The organism is Aestuariirhabdus haliotis (assembly GCF_023509475.1).
Taxonomy (GTDB): domain Bacteria; phylum Pseudomonadota; class Gammaproteobacteria; order Pseudomonadales; family Aestuariirhabdaceae; genus Aestuariirhabdus; species Aestuariirhabdus haliotis.
Genome location: NZ_JAKSDZ010000003.1, coordinates 126,024 through 151,897, shown reverse-complemented (window position 1 = coordinate 151,897; position 25,874 = coordinate 126,024). Strand labels below are relative to the sequence as shown.

Here is a 25,874-nt window from a genome sequence, read left to right as displayed (position 1 = left end):
GGGTAAAGGTAGTTTCAAATTTCCGGTATAGATAAAGTTATTGTGGACTTAAAAAGGTCACAACCTCATCAAAGTGGTGGGCTTCCAGTACCGGGCTGAACGGAGAAAGCCGGCTTATGTCGTGGGCGCCATAGCCCATCGCAATGCGATCGACGCCCGCTCTATGGGCCATCTCCATATCGTATTCGGTATCCCCAACCATTACTGCATTTTCTGGCGCTATACCTGTTTCTTCGAGTATCTCTTCCAGCATTTGCGGGTGCGGCTTTGAGCGTGTTTCGTCGGCGCAGCGGGTGATGTCGAACATGTTCTGCCAGCCATATACATTTAATACCCGGTCCAATCCTCGGCGACTTTTACCGGTAGCCACCGCGCTTTTTAATGTCGATCGCCAAATCTGTTCAAGCCCAACCTCAACGCGCTCATAAAAATCGGAAGGCGCATGTTCTTGTCCTAAAAAATGATGAGAATAACGATCGCGCATGCGCTCCAGGGTGTCGGTACATTCAACTTCCGGATAAAGCTTGCGAAAAGCCTCCGGCAGGCCAAGCCCAATAATATCTTTATATTGGTCATGTTCGAGCACTGCCAGGCCGACATCTGAAGCAGCAAGGGATAGGCAATGGCTGATACGTTCTGCAGAATCAACCAGAGTGCCGTCCCAATCAAAAATTACTAATTCATAACGTTTATTCATTTCGTAAAGCCTTTAAGCCCTGCTCGAGCTCTTCGGGTAACGGCGCATTAAAACGTTGTCGCTTGCCGCTACCGGGAAGATTTATTTCCAGCGCCGCTGCATGCAAAAAAAGCCGCTTGATACCCTGCTCCCTAAAAGCCATGTTGACCTCTCGGGGAGTGTATTTGTCATCCCCAATAATTGAATGTCCTGCATGCAAGGCATGGACACGAATTTGGTGCGTTCGACCCGTAACGGGAGTCGCTTCAATCAAGGTGCTGCCTTTTAGTGGTTCAAGTACACGAAAGCGTGTTAAAGAGGGTTTGCCTTCAGGGTCTACACGAACCACCCTTTCTCCTGACTGTAGAGTGTTCTTCTTCAGGGGCGCATTTACCTGCTGTTTGCGATTAGCCCACCGCCCTTCAACCAATGCCCAGTAAACCTTATTGACTCTGTCGTTACGAATTTGTTCGTGCAAATCACGTAATGCGCTGCGCTTTTTAGCTATCATCAAACATCCTGAGGTGTCGCGGTCGAGCCGGTGAACCAGTTCGAGGTATTTCTGATCAGGCCGGGCATCTCTTAATGCCTCAATAAGCCCAAGGTTGATACCGCTACCGCCATGTACCGCCAAACCCGATGGTTTGTTGATCACAATAATGCGCTCATCCTCATAAAGGATGCTGGCTTCGATGCTCTCTGTCAGGCGTTTGCCGGCTTTTGGGGTGGCTTTATTCGCAACCCGAACAGGAGGGATGCGTACTGTATCCCCCTCTTTGAGTCGGTAATCGGGTTTGGTGCGCCCCTTGTTGATGCGCACCTCTCCTTTTCGAATGATGCGATAAACCAGCGTTTTAGGCACACCTTTAAGCTGGGATATCAGGTAGTTGTCCAGTCGCTGGCCGGCACGCTCATCGTCGATGATATGTTGTTGGACTCGAGGCGAGACAACTGTCTCGGACGCAGTCTGTGAGGGAGATTTAGTCATGCCGGGATTTTACCAGTTTTCTAGGTAATTGAAGCACTTAGCTTTTCCTGTTATATTCGCGCTGCTGCAGAATGTAGTGAGTGCAAGCCAGATTACTGTCGCACTTACGTAAGCAGTAAAAATTACAAAACCTGGGTCGAAGACCCGGGATTGAATGGGACGGTGTCAGGCTTAGCCTAGCGCACCGATTTACAGCCGCTTTTCGTCAACGGCCCCATACCAGATTTGACGTGTAAGGTGGAGATGCAACGCCGACCGGACTTCCACGGACAGAGTATAACTGAGCGCGTGGTTAAAACAGAATCTGATCCGGTACTTATGGCCTATTCCTCCGTAATTGGGTGACCTTAAATCCCCATGAAATCGAGCGCTATATCGTTACACAATAGATCGATGTAAGCCTGATAGCCCACACAACCCGTGCACCGCCTTAATTGTTGCGCCGCCGGGCCAGTGCCTGACACAGCGAGACTGATGTAGGGTGCCATTGATCGGGAAGCCCTGATCTTAATTGGTACTACATGAAAAGAATGTTAATTAACGCAACCCAGCAAGAGGAGTTGCGTGTAGCGTTGGTCGATGGTCAACGTTTATATGATCTGGATATTGAATCCAGTGCCCGTGAACAGAAAAAAGCCAACATTTATAAAGGCAAGATCACCCGTGTCGAGCCCAGCCTTGAGGCGGCTTTTGTCGACTTTGGTGCTGAGCGTCACGGTTTCCTCCCCCTGAAAGAGATTTCTCGCGATTACTTCCAGCCTGCTGCGGCCAATGCCAAGGGTCGTCCCAATATCAAGGATGCGGTGAAAGAAGGTCAGGAAATCATTGTTCAGGTGGACAAGGAAGAGCGTGGTAATAAAGGTGCCGCCCTGACCAGTATGGTGAGCTTGGCTGGCCGCTATCTGGTGCTCATGCCGAACAACCCCCGAGCCGGCGGCATCTCGCGTCGAATCGAAGGTGACGAGCGAACCGAGCTGCGCGAAGCTCTGAGCAAACTCGATATTCCCGAAGAGATGGGTGTTATTGTCCGTACCGCTGGCCTGGGCCGAAGTGCCGAAGAACTGCAGTGGGATCTGGACTACCTCCTCCACCTCTGGACTGCGATCAAAACCGAAGCCGAAAGCAAAAAAGCGCCCTTTTTGATTTATCAGGAAAGTGATGTCGTCATTCGTGCTGTGCGTGATTACTTGCGCCAAGATATCGGCGAGGTATTGATTGATAAGCCGGCAGCATACCAGCGTGCCATGGACTTCATCTCTCAGGTTATGCCGCAGTACCAAAGCAAGATCAAGCTCTATGAAGACAGTATTCCACTGTTCAACAAGTTTCAGATTGAACGCCAGATAGAAACCGCATTCCAGCGTGAAGTGAAGCTACCTTCTGGCGGTTCAATCGTAATTGATCCCACCGAAGCCCTGGTCTCTATCGATATCAACTCGGCTCGTGCTACGCGTGGTAGTGACATTGAGGAAACTGCTCTCAATACAAACGTCGAAGCGGCTGATGAGATTGCTCGCCAGCTTCGCTTGCGCGACATTGGCGGCCTGGTGGTTATCGACTTTATCGATATGGGCCCGGTTCGCAACCAGAAAGAAGTTGAAAACCGGATGCGAGATGCTCTGCAAATGGACCGAGCTCGGGTTCAGGTAGGTCGCATTTCACGCTTTGGCTTGATGGAAATGTCGCGCCAACGTCTGCGCCCTTCTCTGGGTGAAACCAGCGGCGTTGTTTGCCCGCGCTGTAATGGCCAGGGCACTATTCGGGATATAGAATCCCTCGCCCTTTCCGTCATGCGAATCATTGAAGAGGAAGCCCTTAAAGAGCGCACTTCCGAAGTCCGTGGCCAGGTGCCTGTATCTGTCGCAACCTTCTTGCTCAATGAAAAACGTCGCATGATCGAAAAGCTCGAAGCACGCAATCGAGTTCGTGTTGTGATTATCCCTAACGCCAACCTGGAAACGCCTCACTTTGAGATCCAGCGTTTACGTGATGATCACGAAGCGGTGGCGGCTGGCGAATCCAGCTACGAAATCAGCACAGAGGTTGAAGCTGTTGCTGAACCTGTAGCGCCAACCCGAGCTCCTCAGCAGCGTGCAGAGGCGGCGGTTAAAAACGTTGCTCCGCCACAGCCTGCTCCGGTACCGACACCGGCACCGAACAAGCCAGGCTTGTTCAAATCGTTAGTGACCTCTCTTACCGGGATCTTTACCAGCGAAGAGGAAGAAGTAAAGCCTGCACCGACTACTCGCTCCCGTAACCAGAAGCCAAAAAGTGGCAATGAGAATCGAAGCCGTGGTGGTCGACGCAGCAACCGCAACGATAACCGTGGTGAGGGTCGTTCTGACAACCGCGGGGATAGAAATGCTCGACGTGACCGAAATGAACGTTCTTCACCTTCTGAACGTGGACGCAAGGATAATGAGCGTCAACCACGACAGGAGCGCAACAAAGACGATTCACGTCAACCGTCCCCTAAGGGCAATCGCGGTGGTAACCGTCAGAACCGCTCAGAGGATAATCGTGGACGTAATCGCCGTCGCGAACAGCAAGAGCAGGATTTGCCAGAATCCAACACGCTGGACGAAGCGAAGAATCCTCAATCCGAAGCCGATGAAGGAAAGCGTCAGCGCCGCCCTCGTTCAGCTCAGGGACGCCGCAGCAATCGGGTGTCACAACGCGACGTACAACAAGCTGAAGCCGCAAACGAACTGAATGCCGACCAGCAGCCTGTTGCTGCTGAGAAGCCAAATACAACAGCAAAAGCCGAGGCTACTCCTGCTGTATCAGAAGCTGTCGAGACGGTAAACGAAATCACTGAGACAGCAGCCGCCAAGCCATCGCGTCGTCGTAGCTCCAGACGTGGGCGCCGCAATGAAAATCGTGATGCGGCCACTTCAAAGGTAGAGCAAAGCCCTTCAGCTATCACAGGCTCTTCAGAGTCTGTCGAAGCTAAGGCCGCCACTAGCACTGCAGCTCAGCAAACTGAAAATGTTCAGCCGACTCCGGCTCCCAAAGCCGAGAGTAAGCCTGTTAAGACGGCTGAGGCGGAAGCCAAAGTGTCCAAGCCTGAACCAACTGAAGAGGTTAAAACGGAAAAAGCCGACTCTAAGGCTAGTGAAACGGTCGTTAAATCACCGGAAACTGAAAAAGGGTCTGCCAAGGCTTCAGTGGCCGAGTCTTCACCTGCGGATAAAGCTCCAAAAGCAGAGGACAAAGCGGCAGCGGCTGTTGATACGGCACAGTCGATTTCTGATGTAGGTGCAACTGAAAATGGTGGCGCCAAGAAGACGACCCGCCGCGAAGCTCGCAGAAAGGCCGCCAGTAAAAAGCCCAAGCAAGCGGTTGTTGAGCCTAAAGCCACTGAGACAGCACAAGATGCAACTAAGGTTGCTCCTGAAGCTGGGACTGCTCAGAGCTCAGCTGCCATCATTCAACCGTTGGCTAAACCTGCCCCTCGCCGGGCCAGACGTACTAACAGTCGTGCTGCCAATGACCCAAGGGCAAAGGCCAGCCCTGCAAAGGTTCCCAGCCCAGTTGAAAAGCCTGCTGACAGCGAGCCTGAGGACAATAGCTAAAGCGGTTGGAATCCTGCTATAAAGCCAAGGCGGTGTTGAGTCGATCAACACCGCCTTTTTTGTATCTGTCATCTATCTCATGAGTGCACGGACTGCTCTATCATAATAAACCTGTCACCCGACATTGCAGTAACCACTGATCCGCACCCTAGAACCTTTGGCAGTTCACAGTGAGTCCCTCCAGGCGTACACTTCTTGTCTCAACAGGGTAGTTACTGCGGAGAGAAGATTTGGACAGAGTTATAGGGCATAGAGGCTGCGCCGGTCTGGCACCAGAGAATACCGAAGCTGGAATACGTCTGGCAGCCAAACTTGGAGTTTCTGCGGTCGAAGTCGATGTCACTATGACGGATGAAGGGTATTTACCCATCTTCCACGATTCAAGCCTTGCAAGATGCACTAATGGGCGCGGCGATATCGGCTCAGCCAACTGGGATTACTTGTCGTCGCTGGATAATGGTAGCTGGTTTGATCGCCGTTTTACCGACAGTAGAATATTGCAATTGCACGAGCTGCTAGCATTGATCACCGAGCTGGATCTCACCCTGAACCTTGAGCTTAAGGTGCACAAAAAGGAGGCCAGGGAGCTAGCAATGGCTGCCGGAAGTGTTGTCTCCCAGTGGGCGAATGGTCAGGATCAATTCACAATCTCCAGCTTTTCTCATGAGGCACTAGAGCAATACCACCTTGTTTATCCAGAGCATAGACTGGGTTATTTGTTCGAGAAACTCCCGGATAACTGGCAAGGGCTGGTGTCGTCTGTTTCAGCCTCCACCTTGCATCTGTGCGCTTCTACAGCCTCAGAAGCGGAAATTAATACAATAAAGGATGCCGGCTATCCTGTTTATTTGTATACCGTTAATCAACGTAAGCAGTTCGACAGATGGCTGCAGATGGGGGTTGATGGGATATTTACCGATTATCCAGATCGTATGTTGTAGCGTAACCAGGCAACAATCCTTGATTCTCCCTTGTTCATGGTTACAGAATGCGGTGTAATCCAATAGTCACATTTGCCAGATAGGGTAGCGTCTCCTATAAATGGTTTTCTAAAAAACAACACATAGATTGGATGTAAACAATGAAAAAGCTGAGTAAAAAAGGACTTGCCGGTACACTGGCCTCTGCACTTCTCGTCGCATCTCCGCTGGTATCTGCAGAAACATTACGCTTGTTAACCTGGGGTGGTTACGCCCCTCAAACGGTCATCGAAGCCTTTACCAAAGAAACCGGTATTGAGGTTCAGGTTACCAAATCCAACAACGAAGATATGATTTCCAAGCTACGCGCAACAAGAGGCGCGGGCTTCGACCTCGCACAGCCTAGCCAGGATCGCATCAAGAGTGCCCAGGCTGATTTTGATATCTACAAGCCCATTGACTTGAGTCGTGTTGATGCTGCACAGATCATTCCTTCAATGTTGGCGGATACCCAAAAGAACACCATGTTTGAGGGGAAGGTTTATGGTGTTCCTCATGTTTGGGGTACCAGTGGCTTGGTGGTAAATAGCAAAATGGCCGCCAACACTGCCGATTACACCGATCTGTGTGATAACGCATTGGCTGGAAAGGTCTCTTATCGGTTGAAGCGCCCTACCCTGATCGGATTTGCTTATGCAATGGGTGAGGATCCTTTTGCCGCCTATGGCGACAAAGCAAAATATCAAAGCATTCTCGATAAAGTAGAGAAGAAACTGATTGATTGTAAATCCAACGTGAAGGCTTACTGGAGTGGTGGCGATGCACTGATGAATCTACTTCGCTCTAACGAAGTAGTAGCAGCCATGGCCTGGGACGCTGGCGGCTGGAAACTGAATAACGAAATGTCCGATGTGACCTTTGTTGCGCCCAAGTCTGGTGCTCTCGGCTGGATCGACACGTTTGCGATTCCTCGCAAGAGCAAGGCTGAGGATGCGGCTTACAAGTGGATTAACTTTGTCATGCGCCCTGAGATCGCCGCACAAATAACAGCTGCGGCTGGCAACTTCACCGCAGCAAAAGACGGTGATAAATTTGTTGATGCCAAGTTGAAGTCTCAGTACCAGGGAAGCTTTTCCCAAGCGGATATCGATAACATAAAATGGTATCCACCTGTGCCAGCCGGCCTCGAAGAAATGGAAGGCAAAACGCTGGACCGTATTAAAGCTGCCCCCTAAATTGATGTGACCTTTATGAGCTGAGAACTTCTGGGTTCTCAGCTTTTCTTTTTCGTTCTTCTATAAGGCGGTAACGTTGAGCGAGCAAAATCTATTCGATCTGGAATGCCGTTCTCTTAACAAGAGTTTCGGTCATTTTAACGCTATCAAAGACCTTTCTTTTCAAATTGAGAAAGGCTCTTTTTTTTCAATTCTGGGCCCTTCCGGGTGCGGCAAAACCACTTTATTAAGAATGCTCGCGGGATTTGAAACTCCTGATAATGGAGAGATTCTCATCAAAGGGCGTTCGGTTACCAAGGTACCCCCTAATCATCGCCCCGTGAATATGGTGTTTCAGCATCTTGCTTTGTTTCCAAATATGAGCGTCGCTGAAAACATTGGTTATGGACTGAAGCGCCGTAAAATTCCGGCAGCCACCATTCAAGAAAAGGTCACCCAGGTTCTGGAACGTATTGACCTACCCACCTCAGCTGACAAAGCAATTTCACAATTGTCTGGCGGACAAAAACAACGGGTCGCCATTGCTCGCTGCCTTGTGCTTGAGCCTGATTTATTATTGCTGGATGAGCCTCTCGGCGCATTGGATCTCAAGCTCAGGGAGCAGATGAAGCTGGAACTTAAACGGATGCAGGCAGAGTTTGGCACCACTTTTGTTTACATTACTCATGACCAATCAGAAGCTTTGGTGATGTCCGATCGCGTTGCCGTGATGAATGCGGGGCAGTTCGAACAGATAGCAACACCGGAAGAACTCTACCACCAACCCGAAACCCCTTTCGTGGCATCATTCGTTGGTGACAGCAATCAAATTGAGGGAACCATCAATTCGCAATCTTCACAGACGTTGATTGTCGATACCCCAATTGGACAATTTACTGGTCATGCCCCTAGTCGCTGCGAAAATGAAAGCTTTAAGGAAAATGATCAGGTCATGCTTTTTGTTCGACCTGAGGCGATGAAAATCACCGACCAGGCAAGTACCTTCGATAATCATCTGGATGTCACCGTAGACAGTGTGATTTTTGACGGTGCGCGCAGCCAGGTTTTGGTAAGGCACCCGCAGTTGCCGCAACCCTTTAGTGTTGCTTACGTCCATGGTGGTGGCACCCCCACTTTGCAGGTAGGGCAAAAACTTACCATTGGCTGGATGAAACAGGCTTTGCTGGTTTTTTCAAAATCAGGTAATCATGATGCCTAAATCTGAAGGTTCTTTGGGTCTCTATTTGCTCTTGACGCCACTGCTGCTTTGGCTGGTGTTGCTGATCTTTATTCCTCATCTGGACATGCTCCTGATATCACTTCAAGAGCGGGTTGCATCTCGACAGTATGAGGTGGGATTTGCTCACTATATGGAGTTTTTCTCTGAGCCGCTCTATATTAAAACCTTTATTCGTACAGCCGTGATGAGCATTTTTGCCACCCTGATCACTTTGCTGGTCGCCTTTCCTGTCGCCTATTACATTGCCAAAATGGCGCGCGGCCGAAATAAGCAGGTTTTATTCCTTCTGTGCCTAATCCCTTTTTGGGTCAGTGAACTCGTCAGAACCTACGGCTGGATGATCTTGCTTCGCGAGTCTGGAATCGTCAGTAATGCTTTGCTCTGGATTGGCATTACCGAAGCACCGCTGGAGATGCTGTATAACGACGTGGCCATCATGATCGGATTGGTTTACGGGTCAATGCTGTTTATGGTTGTCCCTCTGGTAACAACGCTAGATAGCCTGGACAACAGCCTGGTTGAAGCCGGCTATGATTTGGGAGGTAGCCATTGGGATGTACTCAAAGAAGTCATCATTCCACATGCAGTGCCCGGCATAACCAGTGGCTGCATTGTGGTGTTTATGCTGTCACTTGGTAATTATCTCACTCCAGTTTTGCTTGGTGGGAAAGACAGTCTTTGGTTTACCGAACAGATCTACACCCAGTTTATTACCCGCTTTAACTGGGAGCAGGGTTCAGCTCTGGGGATTTTGTTACTGCTGCTCTCCTCTTTTATTGTTTGGGGCGGTTTGAAACTGAGTGGTCAGTCATTCCGTAAGGTGATGAGTTAATATAATATGATTTCTTCGATTCCCATCAGCCGCAAATTCAGAACCACCTACGCCCTGTACGTGGCGTTATTCTTTTTATACCTGTTGCTGCCACTGCTCGTGGTCATTTTGTTTTCCTTCAATGACAGTCTTTTCCCTTCCCTGCCCTGGAAAGGTGTGACATTTGATTGGTATTTGGGCACCCAGGAACCCCGCTTAGGTATCTTCCACGATTCTGAATTATTAAATGGTGTCTGGACGAGCGTTATTGTTGCTCTGGCAACAACCTTCCTCAGCTTAGCGGTAGCATTGTGTAATGCCTTTCTTTTTGAACGAGAGAATTTTTGGGGTAAAAACTTCCTCTACATTATGATGCTGGTACCCTTGGTAATCCCCGGGGTTATCCTGGGGGTCTCCATACTGATTTTCAGCAGTAGTGTGGCAAATAACATGGATGACCTGTTTGGTATCGATATTGAATCGTTGCGACCCGGCTTGCTGCTGGTCGTACTGGGTCAATTTGCATTTATCACCACGATTTCGACACTGGTTATCTCTGCCCGGTTAAGGAAGTTTGATCTCAGCCTTGAAGAAGCCGCCCTAAATCTGGGGGCAACCCGCATGGGCGCCGTGATGACCATTACCTTGCCTTATCTGAAGCCCGCAATTATCGGGGCAGGTATCGTGAGCTTTTTGATGTCGTTCGAAAACTTCAATACCACGCTGATGCTGGTTGGATCAGATGCGCCCTTAACGATTGCCATGTTTGATCGCCTGAGGGAAGGTTCAACACCTGTCATTAACGCCACATCAACCCTGCTGATGCTTTTCTCGGGACTGCTAGCCGGTATATCAATATTTGTGCAGCGTCGCCCAGCCGAATAGGTCTAATAATCCAGCGTCTTGGGAATATGCGATAGGCTGGGAAGTATCAGGTTGGGTTGGATACCAAAGTGATCAAAAACGATTTCCTGATTACGTTGTATCCAGGCTGCCTTCATATTGCAGCTTATGCCGCCAATCACGTCGAATGGGTTCGAAGAAACCAGCCAACAATCCTCAAGTGCTGATCCACTACATTTGGAAAAATGATGGTACACGATTGGCGCCGGTTTGAAGGTTTTGACATCGTCAACACTAACAATCCCTTTGAAATAGGATAGCAGTCCTGCGTTATCCAACACGCGGCTGACCGCATCCGAGGTTCCGTTTGAGAAAGCCCATAAAGGTAGCCCCTGCTCCGAGAGCAATTGCAAGGAAGGGGCTACATCCTCAAAGGCGGGCAGAGTCTCGTAACTGGATAATATCTCATGGCGCTGCTGGCTGGATAATTCAAGACCGAAACGCTCGCAGCAATAGTCAAAAGCATCCTCTGTGCAGCCTGCGAAGGTATTGTAATCTTCCATCAATCCGCGCCTGAAAGAGTATTCAAGCTGTTTCTCTCGCCATAGGGTGGCGAACGAAGCCCCCTCTTCATCGAGATAAAGAGACAATTGGCGAGTTACGCCAGAGGTGTCAATCAGGGTGCCATATACGTCAAACGCAAAGGTAGTCAAAGAGCTATCCTTGGGTGGTGCAAAAATTGATTGTGCGACGAGATAAACCGTCTGTCAAAAGTTGTCGGCTACGAAACCTGCTGCCCATGACAATCATAGCTTCGCGGCTCAACTTCGAGGCTGACACCAAAAAGTTCTGCGATCCGGGTCCGAATCTCATCAACCAATAGCTGTAAATCACTGGCGTTGGCGCAGCCATTGCTGGTTAGCACCAGAGCTTGCTTATCATAAACACCGACTGAACCACGTTGGACACCCTTAAAACCTGCCTGTTCTATCATCCAGCCTGCGGCCAATTTGCGACCCTCATCGACCGGGTAGCTCACTAATTCTGGAAACTGCTTTTCAATATCCTTTGCCTTGGCTTCGGATACTACTGGATTTTTGAAAAAACTGCCGGCATTGGGGGTTACCCGAGGATCTGGTAATTTGGACTGCCGAAGCTGACAGATATAGTCACGCACAAGTCGTGGGGATAGAGCCCCTTGATTGTGATTAAAAGCATTCTGTAAAGCGCCATAGCTGAGTTGTGGTTCAGCAACACTGTTCAGTTTGAATGTACAATCAATGATTGCAAAACGATTACTAAAACGTTGCTTGAATACGCTGTCCCGATAGGCAAATTCACACTGGCGGTTATCGAATGTCTCGACCGTACCACTGGCTAGATCAAGCGCGCGAAGTTCTAACAAGCGATCTTTGACCTCAACCCCGTAAGCGCCGATATTCTGTATCGGGGCGGCGCCCACAGTGCCGGGGATGAGCGACAAATTCTCCAGCCCCCAGAGTTCATCACGGGCCGTTTGTGCAACCAGGGAATCCCAGGACTCACCCGCAGCGGCAGTTACAATAACGCCCGAGTCTGTGGCCTTTTGTCGTACCCCCTTGAGTTCGATTTTTACCACTAGCGCTCTGATCTTGGAAGGCAAGACCAGATTACTGCCCTCACCGAGCAACAGTAGGGGTAATTGCTGAAGGCGGGCATAGTTGGCGGCCTCTACCAGTTCTTCAATGGAGCTGACCTGACAGTAATGGCTGGCGATGCAGCTCAGACGCAGGGTGTTCAGATGCTGCAATGACACCTGTTGCTTGATCATAATTCCTGACGAACCTGTTTCAGCAAGCCTTCAGCTGCGTCTTCGACCAGGTCTAGTACCGTCTCGAAGCCGCGGCTGCCACCGTAGTAAGGATCAGGCACCTCATGGTCTGCGGTACCACCATAATCGAGAAAGAGTTTGAGCTTATGGCGATATTGACTCGGGCACCTTTGCTCAAGTCCAGTCAGGTTCTCTTCATCCATCGCGAGCAAATAATCATAATACTCAAAGTCGGTATCTGAAACTTGCTGAGCTCGTATTGCACTTAAATCATAGCCACGGTTGGCGGCTGCTGCAGTAGAGCGCTGATCAGGGGGGGACCCTACGTGGTAGGCTGCGGTACCAGCCGACTCCACCTCGATGCGATCGGTAAGTCCGGCACGTTCTACCATGCTCAAGAAAACACCATGTGCGGTTGGGGATCGGCAGATATTGCCGAGGCAAACAAACAGGATTTTCGCCATTATGTTTGAACCATCAAGAGCCGCCTGACACGTTCCAGATCTTCCGGGGTGTCAATGCCAGCTGGGGGGCTAACCCTGGCTTGCTGTACATGAATACGGTCACCGTGATAAAGCACTCTAAGCTGTTCCAGGCACTCTACCGATTCGAGCGGACTCGGTCCCCACTGGACAAAGCGATTTAACAAACCCACACGGTAAGCATAGATGCCGATATGGCGGTAAAAGGTCACGTCCAATGGCAGGTCCTGCATGTTTCCAGAAAAAGCATCACGAGCCCAGGGTAAAGCTGCACGACTGAAATAGATGGCATGGGAACGTGCATCCAGAACCACTTTAACTGCGTTAGGATTGAACAACTCACTGGCTTCGGCAATTGGTTCGCAAAGGGTTGCAACAGAAGCCTCATCATCTGCGGCCAGATTATCCGCAACCTGATCGATTAATTGTGGAGGAATCAAAGGTTCATCGCCCTGTACGTTAACCACAATATGGCCTTCATCAAACTTCAGGGTGGCGGCCACCTGTTGTAAGCGATCGGTACCGGACGGGTGCTCGCTCGAGGTCATTACCACTTCGGCACCAAAACCACGGGCAACCGAGTCGATTTCAGGGTGATCTGTGGCGATAATGACCCGCTGTGCCGAGCTGCGGACCGCTTGCAGGTAAACCCGCTCAATCATTGTCTTGCCAGCAATGTCAGCCAGGGGCTTGCCCGGTAGACGGTTGGATGCGTAGCGGGCTGGAATAACGACACTGAAGCTCATTACAGGCGCTCTTCTGCGGTTAGGGTGCGCGCTTCGTTTTCCAGCATGACCGGAATACCGTCTTTCACCGGGAAAGCAATCGCATCATTTTTGCAGATCAGCTCCTGCTTCTCCTTATCGTAACTCAGGTCGCTTTTGCACACAGGGCATGCCAAAACTTCCAGCAGTTTCTTATCCATTCGCTATTCCTCGTATTGTCTCGAGCTGTTGCTTGAGCTTATGCAGTACAGAAGGTGGCAGCTCAGCGCCAACTTTTAAAAACCAGTGATCCGCTGTGGCTATAGCCTGACACTTAACCGCATCTTTTTCGGTCATTATCACCGGCCCATTATACGTAATATCTTTCTGGCTATAAGCATGATGATCGGGAAATTGCCTGCGATTGAAGGTTAACCCCAATTCACTCAGGGTTGTGAAGAATCGTTCAGGATTACCAATACCTACCACAGCCAAAGGTTTTGAATCTTTGAAAACCTCTGCAATCTGACCCAGCTCGAACTGTTGCCGGGTTTTAAGGTTAACCAAAGCGGTGGGGGTTATCCTCATGTTAGCGGCCGAAACTAACCCCGGAGGTTGACCTAAACCATTGAGGATCACCTGGTCAACCGTATCGAGCCGATCAGCCGTCTCTCTTAGGGGGCCGGCAGGGATTATCCAGCCGTTGCCAACCCCTCTTTTAGCGTCGAGCACCGCCCATTCGATACTCCGCCCCAAGCGATAATGCTGCAATCCATCATCGGCGATAATGAGGTCAACATCCGTGTGGGACAACAGCGCCTTAGCCGCTGCGCAACGGTCTGGATCGACAAAAATCGGACAATCCAAAGTTCGTGCTAATAACAGAGGTTCATCGCCAGAATGGGCGGCATCGGTTTCCGGGGTTACCTGCAGAGGGTAATCTGGACTTTTGCCGCCGTAACCTCGACTGATAATACCAGGCTTGTAACCCCACTCTTGCAGTCTGGGGACCAGGGTTTGCACCAGCGGTGTTTTGCCAGTCCCTCCAACCGTAATATTGCCGATAATGATCAGAGGGACAGGCGGCGTCCAGTGAGGACCATGAAGTAGAAAGCGTCGACGTCGTCGTTGAGCGATGCAGCCGACAAGCCAGCTCAGGGGGGCAAATAGCAGCGGCCAGCGTTGCCCGTCATACCAGGCATTACTCAGCCGCTCGCCAAAACTCACTCCGGAGCCACCTCCATGGTGGTGATGGTCAGGTGAACGAAGCCCAACTGGCCAGCGGTATCCATCGCCGTTACAACCGCCTGGTAAGGGGTTTTGGCATCGGAGGTGATTACCAATGGTAAACTGGTGTCGCCCTTGGATTCTTTACTCAGGGCAGTCAGCAGGGTTTTGGCTTCGTTGTTAATCAAGGGTTTACCGTTGACCACATAGCTACCTTGCTTACCGATGACGATCTCAACTTGTTTTTTGTGCTCGACGGCTGGTTTTCCCGTTGCTTCGGGCAGATCTATGCTGAGATGGCTCTCTTTGGTGAAGGTGGTAGACACCATAAAAAAGATCAGCAGCAAGAACACCACGTCAATCAAAGGCGTCAGGTTAACACTGACCTCCTCTGTTTTTTGACGGCGAAACATCATCGCTTGCGGGCTCCCTTGGTCTCGACCTCACGTTCACCATGAATCACTTCCACTAGCTTAGTGGCTTCCTGCTCCATGGTAACAACCAGCTCTTCCACACGGCGCACGAAATAGCGGTGAAAAATAACCGCTGGAATTGCGACAGTTAGCCCCGCCGCAGTGGTGATCAGGGCTTCTGAAATGCCCCCGGCCAACACGCCGGTGTTGCCGGTACCTTCGAGCATAATGGCGGAAAACACTTTGATCATACCGATAACCGTACCTAGCAAACCTAGCAGAGGCGCTATGGCGGCGACTGTACCAAGCGCCGTCAAGTAGCGCTCCATTTCATGAATAACGCGAGCAGCGCTTTCCTGGATACTTTCTTTCATCAGCTCCCGGCCATGCTTCGAGTTGCTTAGTCCCGCCGCTAAAATTTCTCCGAGTGGTGAACTGCTTTTTAATTCGCGCAGTTTCTTGGCATCAAGCTGGTTGCTTTTTATCCACTTCCAGACGAGTGCTAATGTGTATTTAGGTGCGATACGAGATTCGCGAAGGGTCCAAAAACGTTCAGCGCACACAGCCGCTGCAAAGATTGAACATAAGATGATCGGCAGCATTAACCAGCCACCGGATTTTACCAGCTCAAACACAGTAAACTCCCCCAATAGAATGGGCACACTCTATCACAACAAGGCACGGCGCCGTATACCCTCTTCACCACCAATAGTGACGCTTTGCGAGCCGGTACTCGCTTTGCAGTATTAAGCCAGTTTCTGGTGTTTCTACGAAGGTAATGGTTCCACTCGTTGCGGTGTTTAATAATTGTGCACCGACTGCTTTATAACGCTCGACAATACGCCTGTCGGGATGCCCGAAACGGTTATTCAGGCCTGCGGAAAAGACAGCATACCGTGGCTGCTGTGATTTTATAAAAGGCCAAGAGGATGAGCTTGCGCTGCCATGATGAGGCACCTGAAGCAAATGGAGCCTTCCGTCAGCTTCCGGCGCAGATAATAAATAGGGATCTGCAACGAGTGAATGCTCAACCATTTCGCCAATGTCTCCGGTTAACAATATCCGCGAGTCAAGCGTTTCTATCAATAAGACACAGGAGCCATCATTACCTACCCTGCCCCCTTCACTTCCCCACAGCACCCTGAACCGAGCAGAATCCCATTGCCATTGCTGCCCCTTCAGACAGGGCTGAGTTATGACGGGTAACCCCAGTCCTTGATAGTCCCCTCCTGCGCTGATCTGGTTAACCTGAGTGCCTTGGATGACATGCTCGGCACCACCACGGTGATCAAGATTCTCATGACTGATCATCATCAGGTCTACTGTATTGATCGCTTGATCACGCATAAAGGGCAATACCACAGCATTACCGGCACTAAATGTAGAACTTGACGCACCACCGGTATCGTAAAGCAACACATGATTGGGGGTTTGCACAACGATCGCCAGCCCTTGTCCGACATCGAGTATATCGATACGAAGCGGAGGCCGTTGATGGGAGTACCCTATCCAAGCCAATACCAGCAAAAGTACAGAGGCAGAGCGCACTTGAAGCGTCGCTGGCAACAGCCATAAAAACACAACGATTGCACCTAACAGCATTAACGATACCGGCAGACCAGGCATGTTGGTTTCAGAGGACAGTTCGGCGCCACTGTTAATCAACCACCAGAGTACACTCATTACCAGGTCAACCAGCTGGTCAAGCAGTGGGGCCAGTCCAGGCACCAAAATACTGAGCAGAAGGAACGCCATCAGCATCGGAACGACGACCATGCCTACCAGTGGAATAGCCAGCAGGTTGACGACAGGCGTAAATGGATTCCATTCCCCGGCCCATAACGTGCCAAGTAGGAGTACGATCAGAAACACAGCGCCTTGTGCCTGTAACGCTCTAGAAATTGCCCCCCGATTATTGACCCTGTGAATGAATAACAGAATCAGGGCTGCCACACTCAGGAAGGAGTACCAAAACCCGGCGCTAACGGGCGCGATCGGGTCCCATAATAAAACCAGGCAGAGCGCAGCCAGGAAAATGGTCCCCCCTCGAACGCTTATACCCAGTAACAGGCACACCATGGGGAGACTTAACATTACCAGCGCTCGTTGCGCCGGCAACTGGAACCCCGTTAAGGCGGTATAAGCAATAGCAAGCACCAGCGCCACAATGGCTGCCAAGGGATAGCAGGGTACCCTTTCCCCCAGCCCTGAATACCGCACAAACAGGCTAAGCAGGTAAAACCCAATACCTGCAAACAGAGTAATGTGCAGACCGGACACTACCATTAAATGGACAGTCCCACTGGCTTTAAGGGTATTCCACTCGTGATGGCTAAATTCCGTACTATCGCCTAACAGAAGAGCACGGGCCGTGGCCGTATATGTCGATGGTACAAATGCCGGTATCTTTTGACCGAGCTGCCAGCGTAAGTCTGTTAAAGACATACCTTGCGCCTGCTGTATGCGCTTAACCCGGGCTTTTGAATGGATATAACCTACAGAATCGATCTGTTTCCTGAGCAGGGACGCTTTGTAATCAAAAGCGCCATGGCTGGCATACCCGCGAGCAGGTTTTAATACCACATTCATTCGCCACCGCTCACCGGGAATCGGTGATCCCGTTGGATGTCGCCAACTTAGTTTTACCCGTCGAAGATCATGGGGAATGGGTCGGCCGCTAAGATCCTTTAGTGCGATGTTGGACACAACCAGAAACATCATTTCAGAATCCTGGCCTTTTGCCCTGTCGACATCAGCCTCCAGTGCCAGTATTGACCCCTGATATTGCTCTTGTAATTGGTGCGAAAGCGCCCAGTGGCCCCAGGCAAACGCGTACAAAACGCCCAGGGTAAAAAAAATACTCAACCCGGCTAACCAAGAGCGGGCCGATACAAATAGCAGAATAAATAACGTCAATAGAGCCGCTGACAGGAGAAACGAACCACCCTGAAGCAGATCGGACCATAGCAAGGAACTCATAAGTCCTAGCACTAGCGCAACCATCCTTGGCTGCATTGCTAGAGAACCCGTGTAAATACAGGCATAATGACCGGCCTCTTCATGGAGTTAATTAGCGCTCTTTCATATGCCTCGTAAACTTATCAAACGGTACCTTCCCGACCCTCAGACTATAAAGGGAAACCGTTATCTTAGTTTTTTGGGGCATCGCATTCACGATGCTAACCTGTGGCACCTAAACCGGCGATCGGCGGCGACTGCTTTTTTTGTAGGCATTTTCTGCGCCTTTCTCCCCATCCCCTTTCAGATGGTGGTCGCTGCGACCCTGGCGGTCATCTTCAGGTGCAATCTGCCGTTATCGGTGGCGCTGGTGTGGATTTCCAACCCGATAACCATGCCGGCCATCTTTTACTTTACCTACAAAGTGGGCTGTTATCTGTTTGACACCCCCATTCGAGACCTAACCTTTGAATTTACCGCCGAATGGATCGAAGCTGAGATGTCAGCTATTTGGCAACCCCTGTTAGGCGGGTCGTTGGTTACCGGCACTATTGTCGGTGCTTTTTGCTATTTCATAATCCGTTTTTACTGGCGTTGGTCAGTTGGACGAAGCTGGCGTGCCAGGCAATTACGCCGCGCAAAGGCAATCAACACCAAGGAGTCAGAACATCTATGAATCGCCGTAACTTTTCCAAGCGTCCACCAAAGCAGCAGGCCAAGGGAGAACTTAAGCAGATCGAAACAGACGGGCCCCATAGTGAGTGGCTGGGTATGCCCGATTATTTTATTCATACCCTAACCGTGGATGAAGACCAATACAGCTACCTCAGCGCTGACGAGATACTGGATGTCAAAGTGGGCGATATTGTGGTATTCCGGTATCAGATTGTAGGGGCCAACAAACGCATTGATAAGCGATCCCTGGGACTCTGGATAGACCCTGCCACTTATAACCAGTAACCGATAATCTGCCGGGTCTTATCGAAAGCCTGTTACTGGCTTTCGAGCTTTCCTTCGCTGAGCAGGTAAACCTTATCCATACTCTTGGCCAGTTCGGTGTCGTGGGTGACCATCACAAAAGCCGTATCGGACTGGGTACTGAGCTCCTGCATCAACTCATGAATCTGCTGCGCCGTGCGCTGATCGAGGTTACCGGTCGGCTCATCCAGTAACACTACCGCCGGCTGGGTAACCAACGCTCTGGCAATAGCGACGCGTTGACGCTCACCACCCGACAGCTCGGCAGGTTTGTGGGAGAGTCTTTGTGCTAGACCTACTCGCTCCAACAACCCTCTGGCACTTTCCTTCGCGTCGTTAACGCTACAGGCCTGGCGTAACAGAAGAGGCATTGCCACGTTCTCCAGAGCACTGAATTCAGGCAACAAATGGTGAAATTGATAAACGAAGCCCATGCTACGGTTTCGTAATCGGGCTTTGGCGCTATCACTCAAATCCTGTAGCACCTGTTGCTGAATCCGCACCTCACCTGCGCTGGGAGAATCCAAGCCGGCGAGCAGGTTCAATAAGGTGCTTTTTCCAGAGCCTGAGGAACCAATGATGGATATACGCTCACCCGCATTGAGAGAAAGGTTAACATCACTCAGCACCTGCACGCTTTGTGGGCCTTCCAGATATTCCTTGGCTAGCTGATGGCATTCCAGCACAAGCGATGATGAATTACTCATAGCGAAGTGCCTCCGCTGGCTCGGTTCGTGAGGCTCGATAAGCCGGATATAAAGTCGCCAGGAAGCTCATGCTGAGCCCTGCACTGGCCACCATACCAACATCAGACCATTCTAATTTGGAAGGTAGATAGCTGATAAAGTAAACATCCGAACTCAGGAAGTTGGTGCCCAGTAGCGTTTCGAGTCCGCTGACCAACTCTGGTATGTTGGGGGCAAGTAGAACCCCCAGTAAAACCCCCAGCAGGGTGCCAAAAATTCCAATGACCGAACCCTGCACCATAAATATGCCCATGATGGTATTAGATGTCGCTCCGAAGGTCCGTAAAATGGCGATATCCGACTGTTTGTCAGTTACCACCATGACCAGAGTGGCAACAATATTGAAAGCCGCCACGGCGATAATCAGGGTCAGTAGCAGTCCCACCATGGTCTTTTCCATTTTGATCGCCTGAAACAGACTGCCATGAGTCTGGGTCCAGTCACGTACGTAATATCGACCTGGCATGGCATTGGCGGCATCCCAGGCAATTCGAGGTGCTTTAAACAGGTTATCCGTAAGTAGCCGTATGCCCTCGACACCATTGGCCATACGCTTGAGACGCGCCGCATCCTCGATATGGATCATGGCCAGATTGCTATCGAGTTCGGCTCCGACGGAAAAGGTACCTGCCAGGGTAAAACGCTTGAGGCGGGGGAACACGCCGGCCGGGCTGGTTGTAGCCTCGGGCAAAACCAGTGTCACCTTGTCCCCTACCCTCAGCCCCAGCTGCCGAGCAAGAATATCACCCAGGATGATGCGAAATTCACCACTCTGCAACAGCTCGAGTGAACCCTCTTTAAAATGCTCATCGACGATAGATACATGCTTCTCATAGCGGGGTTCAATGCCATAGATCAGGGACCCCTTAACCCGGCCCCCGGCACTGAGCATGCCCTGGTTATTGATAAAAGGGGCCGCTTCGAGCACGCCTTCGCGCTGTTTCAGACCCTCGATCAGGGGTTGCCAATCTTCAATAGAGCCATAAGCTGCGCTAATAGTGGCATGAGGTACCATGCCAAGAATCCGCTGTTTGAGCTCACGGTCAAATCCGTTCATTACAGACAGCACGACGATCAACACCATAACGCCCAGTGTTAAACCGGTCATGGAGGTGAGTGAAATAAAAGAGATAAAATGGTTCCGGCGCTTGGCTCTTGTGTAACGAAGGCCAACGAACAGAGGTAGGGGTTTAAACATCCGAGGGGATCCGGCTTACGCCTTTCTTTGGAAAGGCTAAAATATTAAAGTAAGTTGGATTGCTTGCATAGGCTAGGCCGAGGGCATTAGTAATGAATCAGGATGATAGGCGCAATTATTTTCGAATAACCGACAAAGTGGCTTTGGAATATCAGCTGGTTGATAAGCCATTTCACCCCAAAGAAAGCGGATTCCCTTTTCAACACACCGGGGAAGCCTTTTCGCTTGCCAGCGAAATTCAGTCGATAGAAACCGAGTCCCAGCATATATTGCGCGCGATTCACGAAGAAAATCGACTGGTGTCACAATACCTTAAAAGCATCGACAAACGTATCCATCTACTGAGTAGAATGATTGCCGCGATGAGCTTTAACAGTTCCAACCCGGATCTAATCGAAGCCGATCTTAGTGAAGGAGGCTTTGCCATTGTTATGGACACAGCCTTCGCCAAGGATCAGTATATAGCGCTGAAACTGACACTATTCCCCTCCTACGCTGGCATTATGGCTACTGGGAGAGTCCTGGATACAGTGGAGCAGGATGGACGATATCGCCACAGCATTATATTTGAAGAGATAACAGAGCCAGACCGACAGTTGCTCGCAAGGCATATTATTCAATATCAATCGCTTATGCGCCGCTACCAGACGGCTCATTCGGAACAGGATCAAAAATGAAAAAATATCTTTTACTGGCATGTTTACTTTCCCTGCCCTCATTTGCCGGTGCAGAGACCATTCGCATTGGGGTCGGACAGCAGAGCTCTGGAGATAGTGCCATGAAGCGTCCTCAGCCTGGAAGCTCTATGGAGCAAGTTGAGGAGAAATTTGGTTCTCCAGAAGACGAAAATACTGTAGGTGAACCCCCCATTACTACCTGGCGTTATGACAGTTTTACGGTTTACTTTGAAGGTGAGCGCGTTTTACGTGCAGTGCTGCATAAGAAGAACATGGATAAGTAATCTGTGGGTTGTAAATACACAAAGGCCGGCGATTGCCGGCCTTTGTGCTAGTAGAAGAAATATCGACTCAAAATAGACGATTTAGCCCATCAAGTGCGGCAACACGGTAGGTTTCCGCCATCGTCGGATAGTTGAAGGTTGTATTCACAAAGTAGCGCAGTGTATTGCCCTCCCCCGGCTGAGTCATTATCGCCTGGCCGATATGAATGATTTCCGATGCCTGGTCTCCGAAGCAGTGAATACCCAGAATCTCAAGAGTATCCACATGAAATAATATTTTCAGCATTCCGACCGGCTCATTGGATATTTGAGCTCGCGCCATAGCGCTGAAGTAGGCCCGCCCAACTTCGTAGGGAATCTTGGCATCAGTCAATTCTTTCTCGGTTTTACCAAGGGAACTGATTTCCGGAATGGTGTATATCCCGGTAGGTACATCATCAACAAAACGCCAGCTTTCTCCGCCACTGGCATTGCCAGATGCAGAACGTCCCTGATCAAATGCCGCACTGGCCAAGCTTGGCCAACCAATAACATCACCGACAGCGTAGACAGAGTCAACGGAGGTTTGATAATCACGGTTCACCTCAAGTTGGCCACGACCGTTAGCCTCCAAGCCTATGTTCTCCAGCCCCAGGCCAGCGGTATTACCGGAGCGGCCATTGGCCCAGAGTAGCGCATCTGCCTTTACTTTTTTGCCCGACTGAAGGTGCATGACAACACCGTCGTCAAAAGCCTCAACTTTCTCATACTCTTCATCATGACGAATCATGACCCCGATATTGCGCAGGTGGTAACTCAGAGCATCCGAGATTTCTACATCAAGGAAAGAAAGCAGTTTGTCGCGAGTATCGATCAGGTCAACCTTAACCCCCAGGCCGCTAAATATTGAAGCATACTCACAACCGATAACCCCTGCGCCATAGATAATCAAACGTCGAGGCGTGTGCTTTAGCTTAAGAATGGTATCGCTGTCGTAAATACGACTGTGGTTAAAATCAACGTCGGCTGGTCGATACGGATGTGACCCGGTAGCAATAACAACTTTTTCGGCTTGTAGCCGCTCAACACTGCCGGTTCGCTCGATGACTTCAATGGTGTTGGCGTCAACAAAACTTCCGCGACCGAAAAAGATATCAACACGGTTCCGGGCGTAATAACTGGTGCGGGATTTGACCTGTTTGCCTATCACTTTCTCAGCGCTTCTCAGCACATTCGGAAAACTGAACCAGCGTGGTTCGCCGATCTCTCGAAACATCGGGTTTGTGTTGAAGCTAATGATCTGCTTGACCGAGTTACGCAAAGCCTTTGATGGTATGGTGCCAAGGTGGGTGCAATTGCCGCCTAGCATAGGCGCCATTTCAACAACCGCCACTCGCTTGCCCAGTTTCACAGCGTTAATGGCTGCCCCTTCACCCGCAGGCCCTGAACCCAGCACGACTACATCGTAATTCTTTACACCCATCTAGGAACTCCCTGAGCCAAGTAATTAATACGGACCCGCAGTCTGTTAAGGCGGACCCCATCCTGATTGTTGCGTTATTTTGAAGCGTCGTAGAAGTCGGCTGTCGATGCGTTTTTAGCGCTATCGTCGCCCTCTTGCTGTTCTTCACATTTACTGGGATTGCCTCCACAAATCTCACATTCGGAGTCTATACCGACAGCCCCTAGCCCTCCGCAAGAGCCCTTGATCGGCTTGTTAGAAAAAATCACACCCAGAGCCATGGCACTGACAATAACCAGCAAAGCGACAAAAGTGATTAGAAAAACGGCCATTTGAAACTACCTCATTCAGGCTTATTCAATACGTACTGATCAAAGTCAGTAGTACTAGTATAACGGAATTCACCGCCCTCTTTTTCTACAAAGAGAGCCGCGATTTTTTCTTTCTGGGCCACAGCAATACCTTCGTTAGTACCCAGAGCCATAAACAACGTAGCAAGGCCGTCGGCCATGGCTGTGGAGTCATCAATAACCGTGACCGATACCAGGGTATGGTTGATCGGATAACCGGTACGAGGGTCTATTGTGTGCGAATACCTTGTGCCATCGACTTCGAAATAGTTGCGGTAATCACCTGAGGTGGCAATACCCTTATTGTCGGCAGAAATGATAAGGGAAGCCTGCCGCTCACCCAAACTGGGTTTCTCAACCCCAATCTTCCATGAGCTTCCGTCTGGCTTTAACCCCTTCATGCGGACTTCTCCACCAACTTCGACGAGATAGCTTTGTACACCCAAAAGCTCGATTTCTGCTGCCACACGATCAACCCCATAGCCTTTGGCAATGGCCGAGAGATCGACAAATAATGGGCGCTCTTTGCGCAGTACATTAAGTTCAGGATCGACGATAAGATACTGATATCCTACCTGCCCCCTAACCTTGGCAATCTGTTCCGCTGTAGGTGTTTTCTCGGGGCGTTTATCCGGGCCAAAACCCCATAAGTTAACCAGAGGGCCTACCGTGACATCGTAGGCCCCATCACTGATACCTGAAAGGTACTGGCTTATCTGGACTAGCTCGATCAGGTCCGGCGATACTTTTAATTCGCTACCAGAAGGTAATGCATTAAAACGCATCAACTCAGAGTCGTTGCGATAGGTCGACATCCGCTGATCAACATCGTCGAGTGCCGTTTTGGCCGCCAAACTGATCTGTTCTTTAGTCAGCTGTGGGTTAGCAACATATTTGACGTTGTAGCTAGTCCCCATCGTCAGCCCTTCCAGGCTATGTACTTCTGCCCTTTCCTCAAACGAACAGCCCGCAATAAACAATTGAGCCAACAGCACAATAGATATTACGGGCTGAGTCATTGATCTCGAGAGTACCAGCTCCCGAAAACGGCAGACCAGTACGGGGCGCACTGGTCTTATGAGGTGCAATGGATTAACCACCAAAGTCATCAAGCATAATATTCTCGGGCTCTACACCTAGATCCTCGAGCATTTTGATAACGGCTGCGTTCATCATTGGCGGTCCACACATATAGAACTCGCAATCTTCAGGCGCAGGGTGATCCTTAAGGTAATTTTCCAGTAAGACATTATGGATAAAGCCAGTATAGCCTTCCCAATTATCTTCAGGTTGCGGGTCAGACAGAGCAACATTGAATTTGAAGTTACTGTTTTCTGTCGCCAATGTTTCAAACTCATCCGAGTAGAACATTTCCCTCAGGCTACGAGCTCCGTACCAGAAAGAGATCTTACGATCGCTATTCAGGCGCTTTAACTGATCAAATATGTGCGAGCGCATGGGAGCCATACCGGCACCACCGCCCACAAAAACCATTTCGGCATCGGTTTCCTTGGCAAAGAACTCGCCGAAAGGTCCGTAGACAGTAATGGTGTCACCCGGCTTAAGATTAAAGACGTAGGAGGACATTTTTCCTGGAGGGAAGTCCGTGCCTGGGGGCGGTGAAGCAACACGAATATTAAACTTAACGATGCCCTTCTCTTCAGGATAGTTAGCCATCGAGTAAGCACGTATGGTTTCTTCATCGACCTTGGATTGATATTTCCAAATATCAAACTTGTCCCAATCGGGATGGTATTCTTCCTCGATATCAAAGTCTTTGTAGTCAACGACGTGAGGGGGACATTCCAGCTGAACGTAGCCGCCGGCTCGGAAATCCACGTTTTCACCTTCAGGAAGCTCAAGTACGAGTTCCTTGATAAAGGTTGCCACATTGTGGTTTGAGCGCACTGTACATTCCCACTTCTTAACACCGAAAACCTCGTCCTCGACTTCGATTTTCATGTCCTGCTTGACAGGTACCTGGCACGACAGGCGCCAGCCTTCAGCCGCTTCACGCTTGGTAAAGTGAGATTCTTCCGTGGGCAGCATGGAACCGCCACCCTCGAAGACTTTACACTTACATTGCGCGCAAGTGCCGCCACCACCGCAAGCAGAAGAAAGGAAAATCCCTTCCCCTGAAAGGGTTTGTAGCAACTTGCCACCACCTGCTGCCTTGATTGTTTTATCTGGATCATCGTTGATGTCGATTGTGACATCACCCGAAGCAACCAGCTTTGAGCGAGCCGCCAAAATTACTGCCACCAGTGAAAGCACCACGACAGTAAACATGACCACGCCAGTTATGATTACACCCATTTCAGACATAGTTCATTACCCGC

At 50.2% G+C, this 25,874-nt stretch carries 27 protein-coding genes; 10 read left to right on the top strand and 17 right to left on the bottom strand.

Translation table 11 applies throughout. From position 1 onward, the window contains the following. Window positions 1-37: 37 nt before the first annotated feature. Both MIB40_RS03950 and rluC read right to left on the bottom strand, forming a co-directional pair. Window positions 38-697 carry an HAD-IA family hydrolase gene (locus MIB40_RS03950; protein ID WP_249691080.1) on the bottom strand — a complete coding sequence of 220 codons (660 nt, stop codon included), beginning with the start codon at window positions 695-697 and terminating at the stop codon, window positions 38-40. Then, window positions 690-1,664 (bottom strand): 23S rRNA pseudouridine(955/2504/2580) synthase RluC, encoded by a 975-nt coding sequence (gene rluC / locus MIB40_RS03945; RefSeq protein WP_249691078.1) that lies wholly within the window; start codon window positions 1,662-1,664, stop codon window positions 690-692. Before rluC ends, MIB40_RS03950 begins: the two co-directional genes overlap by 8 nt. Window positions 1,665-2,185: 521 nt before the next feature. Between rluC and rne the strand changes: the two genes are divergently transcribed. From rne to MIB40_RS03915, 6 genes are all read left to right on the top strand, one after another. Further along, entirely contained in the window at window positions 2,186-5,239 is a 3,054-nt protein-coding gene (rne, locus tag MIB40_RS03940) for a ribonuclease E (RefSeq protein WP_406566432.1), read from the top strand. Window positions 5,240-5,469: 230 nt separating this feature from the next. Next, the gene (locus MIB40_RS03935) at window positions 5,470-6,180 is read left to right on the top strand and encodes a glycerophosphodiester phosphodiesterase family protein (protein ID WP_249691067.1); all 711 of its coding nucleotides are present in this window, start codon (window positions 5,470-5,472) and stop codon (window positions 6,178-6,180) included. Window positions 6,181-6,320: 140 nt separating this feature from the next. Beyond that, complete coding sequence (locus MIB40_RS03930) at window positions 6,321-7,394, top strand: extracellular solute-binding protein (RefSeq protein WP_249691065.1); 1,074 nt, start codon at window positions 6,321-6,323, stop codon at window positions 7,392-7,394. Between the two features lie 76 nt (window positions 7,395-7,470). Then, the gene (locus MIB40_RS03925; protein WP_249691064.1) at window positions 7,471-8,592 is read left to right on the top strand and encodes an ABC transporter ATP-binding protein; all 1,122 of its coding nucleotides are present in this window, start codon (window positions 7,471-7,473) and stop codon (window positions 8,590-8,592) included. Further along, window positions 8,582-9,445: an ABC transporter permease gene (locus tag MIB40_RS03920; RefSeq protein ID WP_249691062.1), complete on the top strand. Its 864-nt coding sequence runs from the start codon at window positions 8,582-8,584 to the stop codon at window positions 9,443-9,445. Before MIB40_RS03925 ends, MIB40_RS03920 begins: the two co-directional genes overlap by 11 nt. Before the next feature lie 6 nt (window positions 9,446-9,451). Then, complete coding sequence (locus MIB40_RS03915; protein WP_249691053.1) at window positions 9,452-10,309, top strand: ABC transporter permease; 858 nt, start codon at window positions 9,452-9,454, stop codon at window positions 10,307-10,309. 2 nt (window positions 10,310-10,311) lie between these two features. Here the strand turns inward: MIB40_RS03915 and MIB40_RS03910 are convergent, their stop codons facing one another. From MIB40_RS03910 to MIB40_RS03870, 9 genes are all read right to left on the bottom strand, one after another. Then, window positions 10,312-10,980, bottom strand: a complete 669-nt coding sequence (locus MIB40_RS03910; protein ID WP_249691051.1) for a haloacid dehalogenase type II — start codon at window positions 10,978-10,980, stop codon at window positions 10,312-10,314. A 68-nt stretch (window positions 10,981-11,048) separates the two neighbouring features. Further along, on the bottom strand, window positions 11,049-12,077 hold the full coding sequence (gene murB / locus MIB40_RS03905) for a UDP-N-acetylmuramate dehydrogenase (protein WP_249691049.1): 1,029 nt from the start codon (window positions 12,075-12,077) through the stop codon (window positions 11,049-11,051). After that, window positions 12,074-12,541: a low molecular weight protein-tyrosine-phosphatase gene (locus MIB40_RS03900; RefSeq protein WP_249691047.1), complete on the bottom strand. Its 468-nt coding sequence runs from the start codon at window positions 12,539-12,541 to the stop codon at window positions 12,074-12,076. The genes murB and MIB40_RS03900 overlap by 4 nt, the downstream gene beginning before the upstream one ends. After that, the gene (kdsB, locus tag MIB40_RS03895; RefSeq protein ID WP_249691044.1) at window positions 12,541-13,305 is read right to left on the bottom strand and encodes a 3-deoxy-manno-octulosonate cytidylyltransferase; all 765 of its coding nucleotides are present in this window, start codon (window positions 13,303-13,305) and stop codon (window positions 12,541-12,543) included. The genes MIB40_RS03900 and kdsB overlap by 1 nt, the downstream gene beginning before the upstream one ends. Continuing rightward, a complete protein-coding gene (locus MIB40_RS03890; RefSeq protein ID WP_249691043.1) occupies window positions 13,305-13,484 on the bottom strand; it encodes a Trm112 family protein in 180 nt (59 codons plus the stop codon). Before MIB40_RS03890 ends, kdsB begins: the two co-directional genes overlap by 1 nt. Then, window positions 13,477-14,490: a tetraacyldisaccharide 4'-kinase gene (gene lpxK, locus MIB40_RS03885; RefSeq protein ID WP_249691042.1), complete on the bottom strand. Its 1,014-nt coding sequence runs from the start codon at window positions 14,488-14,490 to the stop codon at window positions 13,477-13,479. Before lpxK ends, MIB40_RS03890 begins: the two co-directional genes overlap by 8 nt. After that, window positions 14,487-14,906, bottom strand: a complete 420-nt coding sequence (locus MIB40_RS03880; protein WP_249691041.1) for an ExbD/TolR family protein — start codon at window positions 14,904-14,906, stop codon at window positions 14,487-14,489. Before MIB40_RS03880 ends, lpxK begins: the two co-directional genes overlap by 4 nt. Further along, window positions 14,903-15,538, bottom strand: coding sequence for a MotA/TolQ/ExbB proton channel family protein (locus tag MIB40_RS03875; protein ID WP_249691040.1), 636 nt, complete (start codon window positions 15,536-15,538; stop codon window positions 14,903-14,905). Before MIB40_RS03875 ends, MIB40_RS03880 begins: the two co-directional genes overlap by 4 nt. A 64-nt stretch (window positions 15,539-15,602) precedes the next feature. Continuing rightward, window positions 15,603-17,882 (bottom strand): DNA internalization-related competence protein ComEC/Rec2, encoded by a 2,280-nt coding sequence (locus tag MIB40_RS03870; protein WP_249691039.1) that lies wholly within the window; start codon window positions 17,880-17,882, stop codon window positions 15,603-15,605. A gap of 106 nt (window positions 17,883-17,988) precedes the next feature. Between MIB40_RS03870 and MIB40_RS03865 the strand changes: the two genes are divergently transcribed. Both MIB40_RS03865 and MIB40_RS03860 read left to right on the top strand, forming a co-directional pair. Beyond that, a complete protein-coding gene (locus MIB40_RS03865) occupies window positions 17,989-18,537 on the top strand; it encodes a DUF2062 domain-containing protein (RefSeq protein WP_249691038.1) in 549 nt (182 codons plus the stop codon). After that, a complete protein-coding gene (locus tag MIB40_RS03860) occupies window positions 18,534-18,821 on the top strand; it encodes a hypothetical protein (RefSeq protein WP_249691036.1) in 288 nt (95 codons plus the stop codon). Before MIB40_RS03865 ends, MIB40_RS03860 begins: the two co-directional genes overlap by 4 nt. 32 nt (window positions 18,822-18,853) lie before the next feature. On the opposite strand, the gene lolD is transcribed toward MIB40_RS03860, so the two are convergent. Next, on the bottom strand, window positions 18,854-19,546 hold the full coding sequence (lolD, locus tag MIB40_RS03855) for a lipoprotein-releasing ABC transporter ATP-binding protein LolD (RefSeq protein WP_249691035.1): 693 nt from the start codon (window positions 19,544-19,546) through the stop codon (window positions 18,854-18,856). After that, window positions 19,539-20,783: a lipoprotein-releasing ABC transporter permease subunit gene (locus MIB40_RS03850; protein WP_249691032.1), complete on the bottom strand. Its 1,245-nt coding sequence runs from the start codon at window positions 20,781-20,783 to the stop codon at window positions 19,539-19,541. Before MIB40_RS03850 ends, lolD begins: the two co-directional genes overlap by 8 nt. A gap of 92 nt (window positions 20,784-20,875) precedes the next feature. Here MIB40_RS03850 and MIB40_RS03845 point away from each other — a divergent pair, with 92 nt between their 5' ends. Next, window positions 20,876-21,460: a PilZ domain-containing protein gene (locus tag MIB40_RS03845; protein WP_249691030.1), complete on the top strand. Its 585-nt coding sequence runs from the start codon at window positions 20,876-20,878 to the stop codon at window positions 21,458-21,460. Then, entirely contained in the window at window positions 21,457-21,744 is a 288-nt protein-coding gene (locus MIB40_RS03840) for an outer membrane protein assembly factor BamE (protein WP_249691028.1), read from the top strand. The genes MIB40_RS03845 and MIB40_RS03840 overlap by 4 nt, the downstream gene beginning before the upstream one ends. Window positions 21,745-21,811: 67 nt before the next feature. Here MIB40_RS03840 and sthA read toward each other — a convergent pair whose 3' ends face one another. The 4 genes from sthA to nqrF form a co-directional block, all read right to left on the bottom strand. Beyond that, window positions 21,812-23,206 carry a Si-specific NAD(P)(+) transhydrogenase gene (gene sthA / locus MIB40_RS03835; protein WP_249691026.1) on the bottom strand — a complete coding sequence of 465 codons (1,395 nt, stop codon included), beginning with the start codon at window positions 23,204-23,206 and terminating at the stop codon, window positions 21,812-21,814. 74 nt (window positions 23,207-23,280) lie between these two features. Then, window positions 23,281-23,517: a (Na+)-NQR maturation NqrM gene (gene nqrM / locus MIB40_RS03830; protein WP_249691024.1), complete on the bottom strand. Its 237-nt coding sequence runs from the start codon at window positions 23,515-23,517 to the stop codon at window positions 23,281-23,283. 11 nt (window positions 23,518-23,528) lie between these two features. Continuing rightward, the gene (locus MIB40_RS03825; protein WP_249691022.1) at window positions 23,529-24,554 is read right to left on the bottom strand and encodes an FAD:protein FMN transferase; all 1,026 of its coding nucleotides are present in this window, start codon (window positions 24,552-24,554) and stop codon (window positions 23,529-23,531) included. A 73-nt stretch (window positions 24,555-24,627) separates the two neighbouring features. Continuing rightward, the gene (nqrF, locus tag MIB40_RS03820; RefSeq protein WP_249691019.1) at window positions 24,628-25,860 is read right to left on the bottom strand and encodes an NADH:ubiquinone reductase (Na(+)-transporting) subunit F; all 1,233 of its coding nucleotides are present in this window, start codon (window positions 25,858-25,860) and stop codon (window positions 24,628-24,630) included. Window positions 25,861-25,874: the final 14 nt, after the last annotated feature.